Below are 17,490 nucleotides of genomic sequence, written 5' to 3'. Positions count from 1 at the left end.
GGCCACTTCTCGCACTTTTCCTGCATATTTTCGGTTTCGCGGGCGGTGCCGACGGGGCGGGGGCGGCGCGGGCGGGGCCGACGAGGTCGGGGGCGGCGCGGTCAGCGCTGCGGGGGCCGACGAGGTCGGGCGCACCGGCCGGTCAGCGCTGCGGTCGCACGCCCAGCACGTCGCGGAACAGCGCCTGCCGCAGCGCCAGCTCCCGCGGATCGCTCCACAGGTGGAAGCCGAGCCGGTTCATCACATAGGCGAACCCGATGCCGGTGTCGGGGTCGGCGAACCCGAACGAGCCACCCAGACCCGGCGTGCCGAACGCCTTGTCCGAGGAGCCGAACCGGAAATGGTCGACCGGTTTGCAGTAGCCCAGTGAGAACGCCGAATCCACGTGCAGCACCTTGTCGCGCACCCCGCCGGACGGCGCGGCCGCCGGGGTGGCCAGCTCCGCTCGAACGGCCGGGGTCCAGCCGAGCTGCTCGCCACCGGTGGCGGCGCAGCCGTAGGCGCAGGCGACCGCCCGCGCGGTGCCGATCCCGTTGGCAGCCGGGATCTCCACGCGGCGGATCTCCTCCCGGTTGAAGTCGCGCATCGGGTCGATCCCGGCGATCACGTTGGCGGCCCGCCCGGTCAGCCCGAACGGGTTGAGAAACGCCAACGTCAGCCGCGGTGGCAGCGCGTTGACGTGCAGCAGCGCGCGCGCCCGGTGCCAGCCGTGCAACCAGGCCACCCGGTCGCGGTCCACGGTGTCGGGCAAGCCGATGTGCAGGTCCAGCTCCAGCGGCGCGGCCACCTCCTCGGCGAAGAAGCGGCCCAGGGTCCGGCCGGCCGGGTCGGCGTGCCGGATCAACTCCGACTCATACCAGCCCAGCGTGATCGCGTGATAGCCGTGCCGGGTACCCGGCGGCCAGGCCGGGGCCTGCGCGGCCAGCGCCCGCGACAAGCGTTCAGTGCCGGCCAGGTCGGCGGGGGAGAGCCGGGCGTCCAGCGCCGGTAGCCCGGCCTGGTGGGCCAGCAGTTGGCGCACCGTGATCGCGGCCTTGCCGGCCTGGGCGAAGTCCGGCCAGTAGTCGGCGACCCGAGCGTCGTAGTCGATCAGACCGCGGGCGGCGGCGACCGCCACCGCCAGCGAGGACACCCCCTTGGTGGTGGAGAACATGTTGACCACGGTGTCCGCGCGCCACGGGTCGCGGCTACGGCCGTCCCGGTAGCCGCCCCACAGGTCGACGACCTTGACCCCGTCGCGATACACCGCCACGGCCGCGCCGACCTCACGCCCGGCGGCGAAATTGGCCCGGAACGCATCCGCGACCTTGCCGTAGCCCTCCTCGACCGCCCCGCCGATCCGGTCCGCCACGGTGTCCTTTGTCGCCATGGCCCGGTTGTACCAGCCGCGAGGCTGCCGTTCCCGGAAATGGCCGGTTCGGTCTCCCGCGTGGGCCCGCTGCAGAGACCGGATCGCGGGAGCGCGCCCGGCCACGACCGACCCGCATCGGTACTCTCGACCCATGTTCTCCTTCCTGCCCGGTATCCCTGGCGCCGACGAGGTTCGCGCGCTGGTCCGCCGCGTCGACACCGCCCGGCACCGCGGGGTGCCCGACGGCTGCGTGCTCGAGTTGGACCTGCAGACCCTGCCGCGCGAGACCAGCCGGTTCGACCCGCTGGCCATCCTCAGCGCCGGCGGGCGGCCGCCGGCGCTGCGCCAGGTGGTCGACGCCATCTACCGGGCCGCCGACGACCCGCGGGTGGCCGGACTGATTGCGCGCGTGCAACTCCCGGCCGCAGCGACCGGTCCGGTGCAGGAGCTGCGGGAGGCGGTCGCGTCGTTCAGCGCGGTCAAGCCGTCGCTGGCCTGGGCGGAAACCTACCCGGGCACGCTGGCCTATTATCTGGCGTCGGCGTTCAACGAGATCTGGATGCAACCGTCCGGAACGGTCGGGCTGGTCGGCTTCGCCGCCAACCCGATCTTCCTGCGCACCGCGATGGAGAAGATCGGGGTGCAGGCGCAGTTCGTCGCGCGCGGCGAGTACAAGACCGCGGCCGCGATGTTCACCGAGGACGGCTACACCGAGGCGCACCGCGAGGCCGACACCGCGCTGGTGGAGAGCATGCACTCCCAGGTGCGTGAGGCGGTGGCCGCCGCGCGTGGCCTCGACCCCGACGCCGTCGATGCGCTCGCCGACCGGGCGCCGCTGCTGCGCGACGACGCGGTGGGCGCCGGGCTGATCGACCGGGTCGGCTTCCGCGACCAGGCCTACGCCCGCATCGCCGAACTCACCGGCGCCGACGGGATCTCACCGGAGCGCGGCGACCCGGACTCCGAGGCCGCCCCACCCCGGCTCTACCTGTCCCGCTACGCCCACGCCACCGCCGACCGGCCCGGCCCGCCGCTGCCCAACCTGCCGGGCCGCAAACCCAAGCCGGTGATCGCGGTGGTCACGGTCGACGGGGCCATCGTCAACGGGCGCGGCGGCCCGCAGCCGTCCCCGCTGGGCCGCTCCAACGCCGGCGGCGACACGATCGCCGCCGCACTGCGCGATGCCACCGCCGACGACGAGGTCGCCGCGATCGTGTTGCGGGTGGACAGCCCCGGCGGGTCGGTCACCGCCTCGGAGACCATCTGGCGGGCCGTGGCCAAAGCCCGCGCCGCCGGCAAGCCGGTGGTGACGTCGATGGGCGCGGTCGCCGCCTCCGGCGGCTACTACATCGCCGCGGGCACCGACGCGATCGTGGCAAACCCGGGCACCATCACCGGATCGATCGGCGTGGTGAGCGGGAAGCTGATCGCGCGGGACCTCAAAGACCGGCTCGGCGTGGGCAGCGACAGCGTGCGCACCAACGCCAACGCCGACGCCTGGTCGATGGATTCGCCGTTCACCGCCGAACAGCAGCGACTGGTCGAGGCGGAGGCCGACCTGTTCTACACCGACTTCGTGCAGCGGGTGGCCGAGGGGCGCAACATGACCGCCGATGCGGTCGACAAGATCGCCCGGGGCCGGGTGTGGACCGGCGCCGACGCGTTGGACCGCGGCCTGGTCGACGAGTTGGGTGGGTTGCACACCGCAATCCGGCGGGCCCGCGCGCTGGCCGGGCTGGATCCCGACGCCGACACCAGGATGGCCTACTACCCGGGTTCGTCGCTGGTGGAGTTGCTGCGCCCGCGGGCCTCTTCGCAGCCGGCCGCGGCGTCGCTGTCCGATGCGGTCGGGACGTTGCTGGTGCGCTCGGTGCTCGGGGTGGCCGACGAACTGGACCGCACCTTCAGCGGGGCCCGCGTGCTGTGGCTGGGCGAGTCGCGGCTGTAGAGCGCGCCGCCGAGCGTGTCATCAGTGCGAAAACCCGCGCGTCATTTGACCGGTAATGCACGCTCGGCGCGACCGGTTACCCGCCCAAGGTGCCGCTGAGATAGATGATCTCGCCCATCGGGTCGTCGTCCTCGGTCAGTTGCGGCGCCGGGATGCCGTGTCGGGCGAACAGTGAACTGCGCGAGACCTGCGTCATGGTCCAGCCGGCCAGCGTCAGGTAGTCACTGACGTGGTTGCGGCCCTCGGTGAAGATCAGCGACGCCATGTCGATGTCGAACCCGTACTGGCGGAACCGCTCCGCACCGGCGCGGGCCTTCTCCGGGTCGAAATCGCGCAACCCGGGCACCGACTCGGTGGCCAGCGTGCTACCCGGCGCCGACAGGGCGGTGATGTTGTCGAAGAGCCGGTCCTGTGCTTCGGGCGGCAGATAGATCAGCAGGCCCTCGGCCACCCAGGCGGTGGGCCGGTCAGGGTCGAAGCCGGCGGCGCGCAGCGCTTCCGGCCAGTCCTGGCGCAGGTCGATGGCGACCGCGCGGCGCTCGGCGGTGGGCTCGGCCCCGAGCTCGGCGAGAGTGCTGGTTTTGAACTCGACCACCTCGGGCTGGTCGAGTTCGTAGACGGTGGTGCCGTCGGCCCACGGCAACCGGTAGGCGCGGCAGTCCAGCCCGGCGGCCAGGATCACCGCCTGGCGGATCCCGGCGTCGGCGGCCGCCACGAAGTAGTCGTCGAAAAACCGGGTGCGCACGCCGATTCCGTCGATCATCGCCTGCATGCGCTGCTCGGCGTCGGGTTCGACGGCGGCCAGGTCGATCTCGCGGTCCATCAGCTTGGTGAGGAACTCGACCCCGACCGCGCGTACCAGCGGGGCGGCGTAGGGGTCGTCGATCAGGCCGCGCGGATCGGCTGAGGCCATCGCCCGGCCGGCGGCGATCATGGTGGCGGTGGTGCCCACCGACGAGGCCAGATCCCAGCTGTCGTTGTCGGTACGTGCCATCGAAACTCCTGGATGTCGGTATCGCAGTTCAGGTTCGGGTGGCGACCACGGCGGTGGAATTGCGCAACGCGGCCGCCGCGGTGCCGTTCTGGTCGGTGTCCTCGGGGTAGCGGCGACCGTAGTCGGCGAAGACCTCGGCGCGGGTGCGGGTCTCGACCCGCCAGCCCCGGGCGTTCAGATAGTCGTCGGCGGGGTGACGCTCGCCGGGGTAGAACAACTCACCGAGGTCGACGACGAAACCGGACGCGCGCCACTGTTCGCTGATGACCCGGCTGCGCTGGCCGAGGGCCGCACCGCCATCGGGGTGGTACTCGGTGGCCAGCCGGCTGCCCGGCGCCGACAGCGCGGTGATGTTCTCGAAGAGCCGGTCCTGGGCTTCGGGCGGCAGATACGCCAGCAGGCCTTCGGCGCTCCAGGCGGACCGGCGGGCGGGGTCGAAGCCGGCGGCGCGCAGCGCGGCCGGCCAGTCCTGGCGCAGGTCGATCGCGACGGTGCGGCGCTCGGCGCGCGGCGCGGCGCCGAGGCCTGCCAGGGTGCGCGTCTTGAACTCGATGACCTGCGGCTGGTCGAGCTCGTAGACGGTGGTGCCGGCCGGCCAGGGCAGCCGGTAGGCGCGGGAATCGAGCCCGGACGCCAGGATCACCGCCTGGTCGATACCGGCGTCGGCGGCGGCCACGAAGAAGTCGTCGAAGAACCGGGTGCGCACCGCCATCACCTCGGTCATCAGGCCGGCCGCGGCGGCCGGCTCGGCGGGCACGGCGATCTCCCCGTCGAGCAGCCGGGTGAAGAACTCCACCCCGACGGCCCGCACCAGCGGGGCGGCGAACGGGTCGTCGATCAGCGCGTCGGATTCGCGGCTGGCCAGCGCCCGCGCGACGGCGACCATGGTCGCGGTGGCGCCCACGGACGAGGCCAGATCCCAGCTGTCGGAGTCGCTGCGTGCCATCGCGGTCAGCCTAAGCGTCGGTTGCGCCGCCGGCACGCCGGGCGACCAGGTAGCGCATCCCGGTGAACCCGGTGTCGTCGTCGATGGGGGAGAGGCCATGGTCGGCGAGCAATTCGTCGAGGCCGCGGCCGGTCACCTGCCAGCCCCGGTCGGCGAGGTAGGCGCCGGACTCATTGCGGTCCCCGAAATAGATCAGCGAGGCGGCGTCGAGATCGAGGCCGTGGCGCCGCCACTGCTCCGCGGAAGCCGCCATGTGTTGGCGCATCCGTTCCTGGGTGGCCGGGTCGGGGTCGCTGCTCTCGGTGGCCAGCCGGCTGCCCGGCGCGGAGAGGGCGGTGATGTTGTCCAGCAGGCTGTCCTGGGCCTGCGGCGGCAGGTAGCCCAGCAAACCTTCGGCGCTCCAGGCGGTGGGGCGGGTGGGGTCGAAGCCCGCGGCGCGCAGCGCGGCCGGCCAGTCCTGGCGCAGGTCGATCGCGACGGTGCGGCGCTCGGCGCGCGGCGCGGCGCCGAGGCCCGCCAGGGTGCGCGTCTTGAACTCGATGACCTGCGGCTGGTCGAGCTCGTAGACGGTGGAGCCGGCCGGCCAGGGCAGCCGGTAGGCGCGGGAATCGAGCCCGGACGCCAAGATCACCGCCTGGTCGATGCCGGCATCGGTCGCCGCCACGAAGAAGTCGTCGAAGAACCGGGTGCGCACCGCCATATTGGCGACCATGTGCGACAGGTCCCGCCCGGCCTCGTCGCCCAGCTCGGCCGGCTCGATCTCACCCTCGGCGAGCTTGGCGAAGACCTCCACGCCGACCGCGCGGACCAGCGGCGCGGCGAACGGATCGTCGATCAGCGGGTCGGGTTGCCGACTCGCCACCGCGCGGGCCGCCGCGACCGCGGTGGCGGTCGCTCCCACACTGGAGGCCAGGTCCCAGGTGTCGTCGTCGGTGCGTGCCATCGTGCCACCCCCTCGATAGTTATTTAGCTCAGGTAAGTATATGCGTTGTCGGGGGCGGCTGCCGCGCCCGCGGTGTACAGGCCCGCCGAGGCCGGCTGTTACTCTCATAGACTGCTTCACGCGCGAGCGCGCACGGCCGGGCGCGCCGGCGCTCGACGCGTGACGTGGGGACTGTCCGACGCTGGCCCGACCAGCCCATTTGCATGCCGCGGCGAGAACTCGGCTTGCGCAGGAGGAGAAGAGTGCTCTCGGCTTTCATCTCGGCGTTTCGGACAGTCGACCTGAGACGGAAGATCCTGTTCGCGCTGGGGATCGTCATCCTGTACCGCGTCGGCGCCGCGATCCCGTCCCCGGGAGTCGACTACCCCAAGGTGCAGAAGTGCATCGAGGAGGTCAGCGGCGGGGAGGCCGCGCAGGTCTACTCCCTGATCAACCTGTTCTCCGGTGGAGCGCTGCTGCAGCTGACCGTGTTCGCGGTCGGCGTGATGCCCTACATCACCGCGTCGATCATCGTGCAGCTGCTCACCGTGGTGATCCCGCGGTTCGAGGAACTGCGCAAGGAGGGCCAGTCCGGCCAGAACAAGATGACGCAGTACACGCGTTATCTGACGATCGCGTTGGCCATCCTGCAGTCCACCTCCATCGTGGCGCTGGCCGCCAACGGCGGCCTGCTGCAGGGCTGCACCTACTCCCACGAGATCATCGCCGACTCCTCGATCTTCACCCTGGTGGTGATCGTGCTGGTGATGACCGCCGGCGCCGCTCTGGTGATGTGGATGGGTGAGCTGATCACCGAGCGCGGGGTCGGCAACGGCATGTCGCTGCTGATCTTCATCGGCATCGCGGCGCGCATCCCGATCGAGGGCCAGTCGATCCTGGAGAGCCGCGGCGGTACCGTGTTCACCGGCGTCTGCGTGGCCACGCTGATCATCATCATCGGGGTGGTCTTCGTCGAGCAGGGCCAGCGCCGCATCCCGGTCCAGTACGCCAAGCGCATGGTGGGCCGCAAGATGTACGGCGGGACCTCGACCTACCTGCCGCTGAAGGTCAACCAGGCCGGTGTTATCCCGGTCATCTTCGCCTCGTCGCTGATCTACATCCCGCAGCTGGTCACCCAGCTGATCCAAAGCGGCGGATCCGGCGGTGGCGACGGCTGGTGGGACAAGCTGGTCGGCACCTACCTGTCGGACCCGTCGAACTTCGTCTACATCGCCGTCTACTTCGGCCTGATCATCTTCTTCACCTACTTCTACGTCTCGATCACGTTCAACCCCGACGAGCGTGCCGACGAGATGAAGAAATTCGGCGGGTTCATCCCCGGCATCCGGCCCGGGAAGCCCACCGCGGACTATCTGCGATTCGTGCTCAGCCGCATCACCCTGCCCGGTTCGATCTACCTGGGTGTGATCTCGGTGCTGCCGAACCTGTTCCTGCAGATCGGCAACACCGGCGCGGTACAGAACCTGCCGTTCGGTGGGACCGCGGTGCTGATCATGATCGGCGTCGGGCTCGACACCGTTAAACAGATCGAAAGTCAGCTCATGCAGCGCAACTACGAAGGGTTCCTCAAGTGAGAATCGTCCTGCTGGGGCCGCCCGGAGCCGGCAAAGGCACCCAAGCGGTGAAGCTGGCCGAGAAGCTCGGGATTCCACAGATCTCCACCGGGGATCTGTTCCGGCACAACATCTCCACCGGCACCGACCTGGGTGTGCAGGCCAAGCGGTACCTCGACGCCGGCGACCTGGTGCCGGCCTCGCTGACCAACGCGCTGGTCGAGGACCGCATCGACCAGCCGGACGCCGCCAACGGGTTCATCCTCGACGGCTACCCGCGATCGCTCGAGCAGGCCGAGGCGCTGCACGAGATGCTCAACCGGCGCGGCACCCGCGTCGACGCGGTGGTGGACTTCCAGGTCTCCCAGCAGGAGCTGCTGTCCCGGCTCAAGGGCCGCGGCCGCGCCGACGACACCGACGAGATCATCGAGAACCGGATGAAGGTCTACCGCGACGAGACCGCGCCGCTGCTGGAGTACTACCGCAACGAGCTGAAGACCGTCGACGCCGTCGGCGAGGTCGACGAGGTCTTCGAGCGGGCCTTGAGCGCCCTGGGCCGGTAACGATGGCCGCGCTGGCGCGGTTTCGGGCCCGCCGGGTGGTTCCGCAGCGCAGCGACGGCGAACTCGACGCGATGGCCGCCGCCGGGGCGGTCGTCGCCGCGGCGCTGCAGGCCGTGCGGTCGGCCGCGGTCGCCGGGGTCTCCACCGCCGAACTCGACGCGGTCGCCGAAGCGGTGATCCGCGACGCCGGCGCCACCCCGTCGTTTCTGGGCTACCACGGTTTCCCGGCCTCGATCTGCTCGTCGGTCAACGACCGGGTGGTCCACGGCATCCCGTCGCGCGAGGAGCTTCTGGCCCCCGGCGACCTGGTCTCGATCGACTGTGGCGCGGTGCTCGACGGTTGGCACGGCGATTCGGCCATCACGTTCGGGGTGGGGGAGCTCAGCGCGGCCGACGCCGCCCTGTCCCGGGCCACCCGGGAGTCGCTGCAGGCCGGGATCGCGGCCATGGTGCCCGGCAACCGGCTCAGCGACGTCTCCCACGCCATCGAATCGGGCACCCGCGCCGCCGCGAAAAGCCTGGGGCGCTCGTTCGGGATCGTCGCCGGCTTCGGTGGCCACGGCATCGGCCGCCAGATGCACCTGGACCCCTTTTTGCCCAACGAGGGGGCGCCGGGGCGCGGGCCGCGCATCGAGCACGGCTCGGTGCTCGCGATCGAACCGATGCTCACCCTGGGCACCACCGAGACGGTGCTGCTCGACGACGACTGGACCGTGGTCACCGCCGACGGCACCCGCGCGGCGCACTGGGAGCACACCGTCGCCGCGACGCTCGACGGCCCGCGCATCCTCACGCTGCCCTGAGTGACCCGGCCCTAGCGTGGATGCGCTAAGAAGAAGCGTGGCCGCTTCCCGTCCGGACAACACCGACCCCATCGCCGCGGCACGCGGCAACTGGGAGCGCGCCGGCTGGGGCGCGGTCGCCGACGGCATGGTCGCGGTGACCTCGGTGATGCGGGCGCATCAGATCCTGCTGGCCCGGGTGGAGACCGCGCTGCGGCCCTACGAGCTGAGCTTCTCCCGCTTCGAGTTGCTGCGGCTGCTGGCGTTCAGCCGCGCCGGGGCGCTGCCCATCGCCAAGGCCTCCGACCGGCTGCAGGTGCACGTCACCAGCGTCACCCACGCGATCCGCCGGCTGGAGTCCGCCGGCCTGGTCGAACGGCTACCGCACCCCACCGATGGGCGCACCACGCTGGTGTCGATCACCGAGCGGGGCCGCGCCACCGTCGAGGCCGCCACCGACACCCTCAACACCGAGGTCTTCGCCGACATCGGCATCTCCGACACCGAGTCGCGGGCGCTGGTGTCGGCCATCGACACGCTGCGCCGGCACGCCGGGGACTTCTGAGCCGCCGCCGCTCACGGCAGCGGAATGTCACCGGCGTGCCCGGCCAGCCAGTCCCGGAACGACTGCAGGCCGGGGTTGAGTTCGCGCACCCGGGCGAGGTCGCGGTCGGCGACGAACCGCTCGGCGTCCTCCGCGTAGTACTGGAACATGTTGCCCATCTCGACGGCGGCCGGGAGCCCCAGCGCCCGGTACTCGTCCCAGCCGATGGGACGGTAGGCCACCGGCTGGCCGAGCGCCTCGGCCAACTGCGCCGCGTACTGCGTCCCGGTGAGGTGGTCACCGGCGATGCTCACGGTGCGCCCGGTCAACTCGGTGCCGCGGCGGAACACCCCCAGCGCGGTGCGCCCGATGTCGGCGACCGCGATCCCGGACAGCGGTTTCTCGCCCATCGGCAGCGTCAGCACCAGGGTGCCGTCGTCGCCGCGGGCCAGGGCCCCACCGCGGCTGATGTTGTCGAAGAAGTACGCCGTGCGCAGAAACGTCGTCGGCACCCGCTGCTCGACGAAGAGGGCGTCGGCTTCGGCCTTGGCGTCGAAATGCGGCACGGTGTAGCGCCCGTCGAAGGTCGGGACCCGGCCGTCGAGCACCGGGCGGGTGTCCTCGAGGGTGGAGAAGACCACGTGCGCGACACCGGCGGCGGCTGCGGCCCGGGCCGCGTTGCCGGCGTGCTCGAGCTCCATCTCGGCGCGGCTGCGCCGGGCTTCCTGCTCCGGGCTCAGCGGCGCCCAGTAGTTGGTGACGACGTAAGCGCCGTGGGCCCCGTGGAACGCGGCCCGCAGGCCGGCTTCGTCGTCGAGGTCGGCCGTCACCACCTGGGCGCCGGCGGCGGCGAGTTCGCGGGCGGCCGGCGAGTCGGGGTTGCGGGTCAGGGCGCGCAGCGTGAACCGGCGCTGCGGGTCGTCGAGGATCGCGTGGGCCAGGCCGCCGCCTTGGGAACCGGTGGCTCCGACGACGGCGATCACGGACGGTTCGGTCATGGTGCTCTCACCTCCTGGGTTGATGTGTCAACCTAACTCTACGCCCAACTGGGGTTGATGTGTCAACCTGTTTGGTCAAGGATGGGGCGATGACCGAAGATCCGTGGCTCACCCCGCCGGAGCAGCGCGCCTGGCGCGCGTTCGTCGCCATGCACCAACAGCTGGACCGGCACCTGCAACGGCACATGCAGCAGGAGTGCGGCCTGTCCGGCTCGGACTTCGAGATCCTGGTCAACCTGTCCGAAGCGCCCGGGGAACGTATGCGCGCGGTCGACCTCGCCGCGGCCACCCGCTGGGAGAAGAGCCGGCTGTCCCACCACCTGAGCCGGATGGTCAAGCGCGGTCTGGTCGCCCGCGAGCCCGGCGGGCAGCGCTACCCCGACATCGTGTTGACCGCCGCCGGGCGGGACGCGATCGGCAGCTGCGCGCCGGCCAACGCCGCGCGGGTGCGGGCGCTGTTCGTCGACGTCGTGGGCCCGCAGCGGCTGGCCGTGCTCGCCGAGGCGTGCCGGGACGTGCTCGCCGCGCTCGAGGAGCACCGCGCGACCGATTGCCCGCCCGGGGTCCGGGACGGCTGAGCGCGCTCTACTCGCCGAGTGCGGGCAGCGGGATGGTGGCGATGACCGTGGTGCCGGTGCCCGGTCGGGACCGGATGTTCAGGCGCCCGCCCACCAGCTCGGCGCGCTCGGCGATCGACAGCAGCCCGTAGCCGCCCATCTCGTCGCCGCCCAGCGGGTTCTCGAAGGTGTCGAACCCCACCCCGTCGTCGGTGATCTCCAACCGCGCCACCCCCTCGCGCACCGCGAAGGAGAGCCGCGCCACCCCGGCGTGGGCATGCTTGACCACGTTCTGCAGCCCCTCCTGGGCGATGCGGTACAGCGCCAGCTCGATGTGTTCGGGCAGCCGCACGTCGGCCAGATCCAGCTCCAGGCTCAGGTCGGGCACCGACCTCGCCAGGCTGGCCAGTCCGCCGGCCAGGCCGAGGTCGTCGAGCACCGGCGGGCGCAGTCCGCTGATCGCCGACCGGGCCTCCTCCAGGGTCAATCGGGCCAGGTCGCGGGCCTCCTCGAGCTGCTCGGAGGCCTCGGCCGGGTCGGTGCCGACCGCGCGGGCCGCCGCATCCAGCCGGTAGGACAGCGTGATCAGCCGCTGGGAGATGCCGTCGTGGATGTCGCCGGCTAGCCGGCGCCGCTCGATCTCCTGCGCCTCCACCACCTGCTCGACGAAGAGTTCGTGGGCGCGCTCGCGGGCCACCAGCTGGCGGTGCAGCCGGGCCTGGTGCAGCGCCCCGGCGATCAGCCGGCCGATCACCCGCAGCAGCTCCACGTCCCCGTCGGTGAACTCCCGGCGCGCCACGGTGTGCACGTTGAGCACGCCGACCAGCCCGCCGGGGTCGGTCTCCATCGGCACCGACACCATCGAGGTGAAGTCGCGACCGCGCAGCGCCTCGAACGGCACATAGCGCGGGTCGGATTCCTTCTCGTCGCTGATCACCACCGGCTCGCGGTGCTGGGCCACCCAGCCGGAGATGCCCGATCCCAGCGGCAACCGGATCTTGCCGGCCTGCCCGTCGAACGGCGGGGTCGCCCCGGCCAGCGTCAGTGACTGCTCGGTGTCGTCGAGCACGTGCACGAAGCAGACGTCGGCGCCGGTGGAGGCGGTGATCATCCGGGCGGCGGCCGCGGCCAGCGGCGCGACCCCGGGCCCGGACGAGGCGGCCTGGATCAGCTCACGCAGCAGCGCCAGCTCGTGCTCGTTGTCGATGAGCTCGCGCATCGCCGCCGAGCCGCGCACCGGCTTGCGGCTCATCGGTAGATGCCTTCCCGCAGCGCGGTGGCCACCGCACCGGTCCGGTCGGCCACCCCCAGCTTGCGGTAGATCGCCCGCAGGTGGCTTTTGACCGTCTCCTCGCCGATCACCAGCTTGGTGGCGATCCCGCGGTTGGACAGGCCGGCGACCATGTAGGACAGGATCTCGCTCTCCCGCTGGGTGAGGCCCTGGCGGGCGCCGGGCCAGAACTCGTCGCGCTGCAGGCGGGCGGCGGTGTCGGCGGCGCGCGCCGCCATGCCCGGGTCGATCACCAGATCGCCGCGGTGGGCCAGCTCGATCTGGTGCACCAGATCGTCGCTGGCGATGCTTTTGAGCAGGTAGCCGCGCGCCCCGACCCGCAGCGCCTGGTAGAGGTACTGCTCGTCGTCGTAGACCGACAGCATCACGACCTTGCGGTCGGGGTCGCGGTCGCGCAACTGCCGGCACAGGTCCAGCCCGCTGGCGCCCTGCATGCGCACGTCGCACAGCACGATGTCGGGGTCGAGCTCGTCGATGACCGCCGGGGCCGGTTCGGCGCCGACGGCCTGGCCGACCACGGTCACCCGGTCGGCGAAGGCCGCGAGCATCGCCTTGAGCCCCTCGATGACCATCTCGTGGTCGTCGACGAGCACCAGTCGCACGGGCATGACAAGACAATAAGGCCCGAATAAGCCCCGATGGCTTACCCCGGGCAGTTCCCCCGGATGGGGGAGGACGACCGCGCCCGCTTTCGGGCACCCTGCTGTTATGTCGATCACAACTGAGCGCGCGACATGGACCAGTCCCGGCCGCCCGTACTGGTGGGACCAGGTGCACCACGACGCCGAGGTGTACCCGCTACAAGCGGTGATCTTCGACATCGATGCCCTGGCCGACGCCGACGGTGAGCCCCGCTCCGGCCTGGCGGACCTGGTGCTGAGCCTGTTCGCCGCCGGTCTCTGGGTGGCCGTGGTCGGCGCCGGACCGCGCGACGCGGTGCAGGCCCGGGTGCGGGAGCTGATCGGCGACGGCATGACCGAGACCGTCGTGACCGCCGATGATCTCACCGGTCCCGGCGGTGACGCCGAGCTCTACCGGCAGGCGCTGTGGGAGCTGGGCATCGTCGCCGGTGAGTCGCTGGTGATCGCCGGGTCCGAGACGGGCGCCCGGATCGCCGCGGCCATCGGCCTGCCGGCGATCTTCGCCGGCACCGACGGCTACGACGGTTTGTCGGCCAACGGGTGCCGGGAGTTGCAGGCGCAGCGGGTGGTGGCCCGGTTCAGTTGCCGCGCAGCAGGTTGATGACGGCGCTGAAGTCCTCGGCGGCGTGCTCGGTGGCGAAGTCCGCGTAGATCTCGGCGGCGTGGCTGCCCAGCGGGGCGTTCGCGCCGGTCGAGGTGACCGCGTCCATCGCCAGCCCGAGGTCCTTGTTCATCAGCGCGGTGGCGAACCCGGCCGCGAAATCGTGGTTGGCGGGGGAGGCCGGCACCGGGCCGGGCACCGGGCAGTTGGTGTGCACGGCCCAGCAGTTGCCGGTCGCGCCGGTGATCACGTCGAACAGGGACTGGGCGGACAGCCCGAGCCGGTCGGCCAGCACGAAGGCCTCCGCGACCGCGATCTGCTGGACCGCCAGCACCATGTTGTTGCAGATCTTGGCGGCCTGGCCGGTTCCGGCGGCGCCGCAGTGGATGACCTTGCCGGCCATCGGTGCCAGCACCGGGCGGGCGCGCTCCACCGCGTCGGCCTCCCCGCCGATCATGAACGCCAGCGTGCCCGCGGCCGCGCCGGCCACCCCGCCGGAGACCGGCGCGTCGAGCTGGGCGAAGCCGTGCTGCCCGGCCAGCGCGTGCACCTCGCGGGCGTCGTCGACCGAGACCGTCGAGCTGTCGATGAACAGGGCGCCGGGCGCGGCGGCGGGCAGAATCTCGGCGTAGCAGGCCTTCACCACCGCGCCGTTGGGCAGCATGGTGATCACCACGTCGGCGTCGGCGACCGCGGCGGCTGCCGAGCCGGCCACGTCGACACCGCGCCCGGCCGCGTCGTCGACGGCGGCCGGGGACGGGTCGAACCCGATCACCCGGTAGCCGCCGGCGACCAGGTTGGCCGCCATCGGCGCACCCATGTGCCCCAGGCCCAGAAACGCCACGCTGCCGGTGTCGGTCATCGACTCTCCTCCCGCGGCTACTGGCCGCCGGCCCGCACGCGGGCGGCCTCGGCCCGGCCGATGACCACCCGCATGATCTCGTTGGTTCCCTCCAGGATGCGGTGCACCCGCAGGTCGCGCACGATCTTCTCCAGCCCGTACTCGCGCAGGTAACCGTAGCCGCCGTGCAGCTGCAGCGCCTGGTCGGCGACGTCGTAACAGGCGTCGGTGACGTGGCGTTTGGCCATCGCACACAGGGCCACCTTGTCCGGGTCCTCGGCGTCGAGGGCGCCGGCCGCCCGCCACAACAGCACGCGGGAGGTCTCCAGCGCGGTCGCCATGTCGGCCAGCGCGAAGCGGATGGTGGGCTCGTCGAGCAACGGCCCGCCGAACGCCTGCCGGTCGGCCAGATACGCGGCCGCCTTGGTGTAGGCGGCCTGCGCCCCGCCGAGGGAGCAGGCGGCGATGTTGATCCGGCCGCCGTTGAGGCCGTGCATCGCGATGCCGAAACCGGCGCCCTCCGCGCCGATCATCGCGCTGGCCGGTACCCGCACCCCGTCGAGGATGACCTGCGCGGTCGGCTGGGCGTGCCAGCCCATCTTCTCCTCCTGGGCGCCGAAACTGAGCCCGGCGGTGCCGTTTTCGACCAGGAACGCCGAGATGCCGCGCGGTCCGGCCTGCCCGCCGGTGCGGGCCATCACCAGGTACACATCCGAGCTGCCCGCTCCGGAGATGAACTGTTTGACCCCGTCGAGCACGTAGTCGTCGCCGTCGCGCACCGCCCGGGTGGACAGCGCCGCCGCGTCCGAGCCGGCGCCCGGCTCGGTCAGGCAGTAACTGGCGATCGTCTCCATGCTGGCCAGCCGCGGCACCCAGTGCGCGCGCTGCTCGTCGTTGCCGAACGAGTCGACCATCCAGGCGCACATGTTGTGGATCGACAGGAACGCCGCGACGGTCGGGTCGGCGGTGGCCAGCTGCTCGAAGATGCGGACCGCGTCGAGGCGGCGCAGCGCGGAGCCGCCCACGTCGTCACGGCAGTAGATCGCCGCCATCCCCAGCTCGGCGGCCTCCCGCAGCACGTCGACCGGGAAGTGGCCGGTGGCGTCCCATTCCAGGGCGTGCGGGGCCATCCGCTTGTCGGCGAACGCGGCGGCCGTCTCGGCGATCACCCGTTCCTCGTCGTCGAGGTCGAACAGTCGCACGCCGGTCACTCCATGGTCGGGATGTGGAATTCGGCGCCGTCCTTGATCCCCGACGGCCAGCGCTGGGTGACCGTCTTGACCTTGGTATAGAACTGGATCGAAGCGGTGCCGTGCTGGTTGAGGTCGCCGAAGCCGGAGCGCTTCCAGCCGCCGAAGGTGTGGTAGGCCACCGGAACCGGGATCGGCACGTTCACCCCGACCATGCCGACCTGAACCCGGGCGGTGAAGTCGCGGGCGGCATCCCCGTCGCGGGTGAAGATCGCCACCCCGTTGCCGTACTCGTGTTCGCTGGGCAGCCGCAGCGCCTCCTCGTAGTCGGCCGCGCGCACCATGCACAGCACCGGCCCGAAGATCTCGTCGGTGTAGATCGACATGTCGGTGGTGACGTGGTCGAACAGGGTGGGCCCGAGGAAGTAGCCGCCTTCGAGGCTGTCGTCGCCGAACTGCAGGTCGTCGCTGCGCCGGTCGCGGCCGTCGACCACCAATTCGGCGCCGGCGTCGACGCCCTGGCCGATGTAGTCGCGCACCCGTTGCAACGCCGCCTCGGTGACCAGCGGCCCGTAGTCGGCCTTGGGGTCGTGACTGTGACCCACCCGCAGCTCCTTGACCCGGTCGACGAGCTTGGCGCGCAACCGGTCGGCGGTCTCATCGCCGACCGGCACCGCCACCGAGATCGCCATGCAGCGCTCTCCGGCGCTGCCGTAGCCGGCGCCGATCAGCGCGTCGACGGCCTGGTCGAGGTCGGCGTCGGGCATGACGATCATGTGGTTCTTGGCGCCGCCGAAGCACTGCGCCCGCTTGCCGGTGGCGGCGGCGGTGGAATAGATGTACTCGGCGATCTCGGAGCTGCCGACGAAGCCGACCGCGGCGATGTCCGGGTGGTGCAGGATCGCGTCGACGGCCTCCTTGTCGCCGTGCACGACCTGGAACACCCCCGGCGGCAGCCCGGCCTCGACGAACAGTTCGGCCAGCCGCACCGGCACCGACGGATCGCGTTCGGAGGGTTTGAGGATGAAGGCGTTGCCGCAGGCCAGTGCGGGGCCGGCCTTCCACAGCGGGATCATCGCCGGGAAGTTGAACGGGGTGATGCCGGCGACCACCCCGAGCGGCTGGCGCAGCGAGTAGACGTCGATGCCCGGGCCGGCGCCCTCGGTGTATTCGCCCTTGAGCAGGTGCGGGATCCCCACACAGAACTCGATGACCTCGATGCCGCGCTGGATGTCGCCGCGCGCGTCGGTGAGGGTTTTGCCGTGCTCGCTGGAGAGCAGCTCGGCCAGCTCGTCGGCGTGGGCGTTGACCAGCTCGATGAACCGCATCATCACCCGGGCCCGCCGCTGCGGGTTGGTGGCCGCCCAGCCGCGCTGGGCTTCGGCGGCGGAGGCGACCGCGGCGTCGACGTCGGCGGTGTTGGCCAGGGCGACGCGCGCCTGCACCGCCCCGGTGCTGGGGTTGAGCACCTCGGCGGTGCGGCCCGACGAGCCGGCGGTGGCCCGGCCGTCGATGAAGTGGTCGATCTGTCGTGTCATGGCGATCCCGGAGTGCGAGTTGAGTCAGACGATAGGAATACTTGGATATCCTAGTAACTGGTGGGTCTGTCTGACAAGGGGTGCTCGGGATGCGCCGTCAACCGCGGGGAACGGCCTCAGTTGTCCGGTGGGGGTTGGGGTTGGAAGGGGTCGTACCACCACCAGTCGGCGTGTTCGCCCAGTGGCCCGGAGCACGGGGGCACCTGCGG

The 17,490-nt window shown here is 71.5% G+C and carries 17 protein-coding genes; 7 read left to right on the top strand and 10 right to left on the bottom strand.

Features of this window, described 5'->3' with window-relative positions; genetic code table 11:
• Window positions 1–142: 142 nt before the first annotated feature.
• Window positions 143–1,369 (bottom strand): serine hydrolase domain-containing protein, encoded by a 1,227-nt coding sequence (locus A5643_RS00475; RefSeq protein WP_066851061.1) that lies wholly within the window; start codon window positions 1,367–1,369, stop codon window positions 143–145.
• A gap of 133 nt (window positions 1,370–1,502) precedes the next feature.
• On the opposite strand from A5643_RS00475, the gene sppA reads away from it, so the two are divergent.
• The gene (gene sppA / locus A5643_RS00470) at window positions 1,503–3,299 is read left to right on the top strand and encodes a signal peptide peptidase SppA (protein WP_066851060.1); all 1,797 of its coding nucleotides are present in this window, start codon (window positions 1,503–1,505) and stop codon (window positions 3,297–3,299) included.
• A 76-nt stretch (window positions 3,300–3,375) separates the two neighbouring features.
• Here the strand turns inward: sppA and A5643_RS00465 are convergent, their stop codons facing one another.
• The 3 genes from A5643_RS00465 to A5643_RS00455 are packed head-to-tail and all read right to left on the bottom strand — an operon-like array spanning window position 3,376 to window position 6,182.
• The gene (locus A5643_RS00465; RefSeq protein ID WP_066851059.1) at window positions 3,376–4,293 is read right to left on the bottom strand and encodes a class I SAM-dependent methyltransferase; all 918 of its coding nucleotides are present in this window, start codon (window positions 4,291–4,293) and stop codon (window positions 3,376–3,378) included.
• A 28-nt stretch (window positions 4,294–4,321) separates the two neighbouring features.
• Window positions 4,322–5,239: a class I SAM-dependent methyltransferase gene (locus A5643_RS00460; RefSeq protein WP_066851058.1), complete on the bottom strand. Its 918-nt coding sequence runs from the start codon at window positions 5,237–5,239 to the stop codon at window positions 4,322–4,324.
• A 10-nt stretch (window positions 5,240–5,249) separates the two neighbouring features.
• Window positions 5,250–6,182 carry a class I SAM-dependent methyltransferase gene (locus A5643_RS00455; protein WP_066851057.1) on the bottom strand — a complete coding sequence of 311 codons (933 nt, stop codon included), beginning with the start codon at window positions 6,180–6,182 and terminating at the stop codon, window positions 5,250–5,252.
• A 242-nt stretch (window positions 6,183–6,424) separates the two neighbouring features.
• Here A5643_RS00455 and secY point away from each other — a divergent pair, with 242 nt between their 5' ends.
• The 4 genes from secY to A5643_RS00435 are packed head-to-tail and all read left to right on the top strand — an operon-like array spanning window position 6,425 to window position 9,645.
• The gene (gene secY / locus A5643_RS00450; protein ID WP_066851056.1) at window positions 6,425–7,756 is read left to right on the top strand and encodes a preprotein translocase subunit SecY; all 1,332 of its coding nucleotides are present in this window, start codon (window positions 6,425–6,427) and stop codon (window positions 7,754–7,756) included.
• Window positions 7,753–8,298: an adenylate kinase gene (locus A5643_RS00445; protein WP_066851055.1), complete on the top strand. Its 546-nt coding sequence runs from the start codon at window positions 7,753–7,755 to the stop codon at window positions 8,296–8,298. Before secY ends, A5643_RS00445 begins: the two co-directional genes overlap by 4 nt.
• Before the next feature lie 2 nt (window positions 8,299–8,300).
• Complete coding sequence (gene map / locus A5643_RS00440) at window positions 8,301–9,101, top strand: type I methionyl aminopeptidase (protein WP_066851054.1); 801 nt, start codon at window positions 8,301–8,303, stop codon at window positions 9,099–9,101.
• A 37-nt stretch (window positions 9,102–9,138) separates the two neighbouring features.
• Window positions 9,139–9,645 (top strand): MarR family transcriptional regulator, encoded by a 507-nt coding sequence (locus A5643_RS00435; protein ID WP_066851053.1) that lies wholly within the window; start codon window positions 9,139–9,141, stop codon window positions 9,643–9,645.
• An 11-nt stretch (window positions 9,646–9,656) separates the two neighbouring features.
• On the opposite strand, the gene A5643_RS00430 is transcribed toward A5643_RS00435, so the two are convergent.
• The gene (locus A5643_RS00430) at window positions 9,657–10,622 is read right to left on the bottom strand and encodes an NmrA family NAD(P)-binding protein (RefSeq protein ID WP_066851052.1); all 966 of its coding nucleotides are present in this window, start codon (window positions 10,620–10,622) and stop codon (window positions 9,657–9,659) included.
• A gap of 89 nt (window positions 10,623–10,711) precedes the next feature.
• Between A5643_RS00430 and A5643_RS00425 the strand changes: the two genes are divergently transcribed.
• Window positions 10,712–11,200, top strand: a complete 489-nt coding sequence (locus tag A5643_RS00425) for a MarR family winged helix-turn-helix transcriptional regulator (protein ID WP_066851051.1) — start codon at window positions 10,712–10,714, stop codon at window positions 11,198–11,200.
• Window positions 11,201–11,207: 7 nt separating this feature from the next.
• Here A5643_RS00425 and A5643_RS00420 read toward each other — a convergent pair whose 3' ends face one another.
• Both A5643_RS00420 and A5643_RS00415 read right to left on the bottom strand, forming a co-directional pair.
• The gene (locus A5643_RS00420; RefSeq protein ID WP_082948627.1) at window positions 11,208–12,431 is read right to left on the bottom strand and encodes a GAF domain-containing sensor histidine kinase; all 1,224 of its coding nucleotides are present in this window, start codon (window positions 12,429–12,431) and stop codon (window positions 11,208–11,210) included.
• Window positions 12,428–13,078: a response regulator gene (locus tag A5643_RS00415; protein WP_066851050.1), complete on the bottom strand. Its 651-nt coding sequence runs from the start codon at window positions 13,076–13,078 to the stop codon at window positions 12,428–12,430. The genes A5643_RS00420 and A5643_RS00415 overlap by 4 nt, the downstream gene beginning before the upstream one ends.
• Window positions 13,079–13,178: 100 nt before the next feature.
• Between A5643_RS00415 and A5643_RS00410 the strand changes: the two genes are divergently transcribed.
• A complete protein-coding gene (locus tag A5643_RS00410; protein WP_066851049.1) occupies window positions 13,179–13,712 on the top strand; it encodes an HAD family hydrolase in 534 nt (177 codons plus the stop codon).
• Here the strand turns inward: A5643_RS00410 and mmsB are convergent.
• Genes mmsB through A5643_RS00395 form a run of 3 tightly spaced genes read right to left on the bottom strand, consistent with a single transcriptional unit; the run spans window position 13,690 to window position 17,281 of the window.
• Window positions 13,690–14,574 (bottom strand): 3-hydroxyisobutyrate dehydrogenase, encoded by an 885-nt coding sequence (gene mmsB / locus A5643_RS00405; RefSeq protein ID WP_066851048.1) that lies wholly within the window; start codon window positions 14,572–14,574, stop codon window positions 13,690–13,692. The two genes, A5643_RS00410 and mmsB, sit on opposite strands and share 23 nt — an antisense overlap.
• Before the next feature lie 17 nt (window positions 14,575–14,591).
• Window positions 14,592–15,749 (bottom strand): acyl-CoA dehydrogenase family protein, encoded by a 1,158-nt coding sequence (locus A5643_RS00400; protein WP_066851062.1) that lies wholly within the window; start codon window positions 15,747–15,749, stop codon window positions 14,592–14,594.
• Between the two features lie 11 nt (window positions 15,750–15,760).
• Window positions 15,761–17,281: a CoA-acylating methylmalonate-semialdehyde dehydrogenase gene (locus tag A5643_RS00395; RefSeq protein WP_066851047.1), complete on the bottom strand. Its 1,521-nt coding sequence runs from the start codon at window positions 17,279–17,281 to the stop codon at window positions 15,761–15,763.
• Window positions 17,282–17,490 lie beyond the last annotated feature (209 nt).

The organism is Mycobacterium sp. 1274756.6 (assembly GCF_001668625.1).
Taxonomy (GTDB): Bacteria; Actinomycetota; Actinomycetes; order Mycobacteriales; family Mycobacteriaceae; genus Mycobacterium.
The sequence above is the reverse complement of the archived record's forward strand: the minus strand, read 5'-3'. Positions and strand labels throughout refer to the sequence as shown.

What these genes read in the sequence shown, in the direction of transcription:
- A5643_RS00475 (WP_066851061.1), bottom strand. Translation starts at nt 1,369, where the DNA reads ATGGCGACAAAGGACACCGTGGCGGACCGGATCGGCGGGGCGGTCGAG.
- sppA (WP_066851060.1), top strand. Translation starts at nt 1,503, where the DNA reads ATGTTCTCCTTCCTGCCCGGTATCCCTGGCGCCGACGAGGTTCGCGCG.
- A5643_RS00465 (WP_066851059.1), bottom strand. Translation starts at nt 4,293, where the DNA reads ATGGCACGTACCGACAACGACAGCTGGGATCTGGCCTCGTCGGTGGGC.
- A5643_RS00460 (WP_066851058.1), bottom strand. Translation starts at nt 5,239, where the DNA reads ATGGCACGCAGCGACTCCGACAGCTGGGATCTGGCCTCGTCCGTGGGC.
- A5643_RS00455 (WP_066851057.1), bottom strand. Translation starts at nt 6,182, where the DNA reads ATGGCACGCACCGACGACGACACCTGGGACCTGGCCTCCAGTGTGGGA.
- map (WP_066851054.1), top strand. Translation starts at nt 8,301, where the DNA reads ATGGCCGCGCTGGCGCGGTTTCGGGCCCGCCGGGTGGTTCCGCAGCGC.
- A5643_RS00430 (WP_066851052.1), bottom strand. Translation starts at nt 10,622, where the DNA reads ATGACCGAACCGTCCGTGATCGCCGTCGTCGGAGCCACCGGTTCCCAA.
- A5643_RS00425 (WP_066851051.1), top strand. Translation starts at nt 10,712, where the DNA reads ATGACCGAAGATCCGTGGCTCACCCCGCCGGAGCAGCGCGCCTGGCGC.
- A5643_RS00420 (WP_082948627.1), bottom strand. Translation starts at nt 12,431, where the DNA reads ATGAGCCGCAAGCCGGTGCGCGGCTCGGCGGCGATGCGCGAGCTCATC.
- A5643_RS00415 (WP_066851050.1), bottom strand. Translation starts at nt 13,078, where the DNA reads ATGCCCGTGCGACTGGTGCTCGTCGACGACCACGAGATGGTCATCGAG.
- A5643_RS00410 (WP_066851049.1), top strand. Translation starts at nt 13,179, where the DNA reads ATGTCGATCACAACTGAGCGCGCGACATGGACCAGTCCCGGCCGCCCG.
- mmsB (WP_066851048.1), bottom strand. Translation starts at nt 14,574, where the DNA reads ATGACCGACACCGGCAGCGTGGCGTTTCTGGGCCTGGGGCACATGGGT.
- A5643_RS00395 (WP_066851047.1), bottom strand. Translation starts at nt 17,281, where the DNA reads ATGACACGACAGATCGACCACTTCATCGACGGCCGGGCCACCGCCGGC.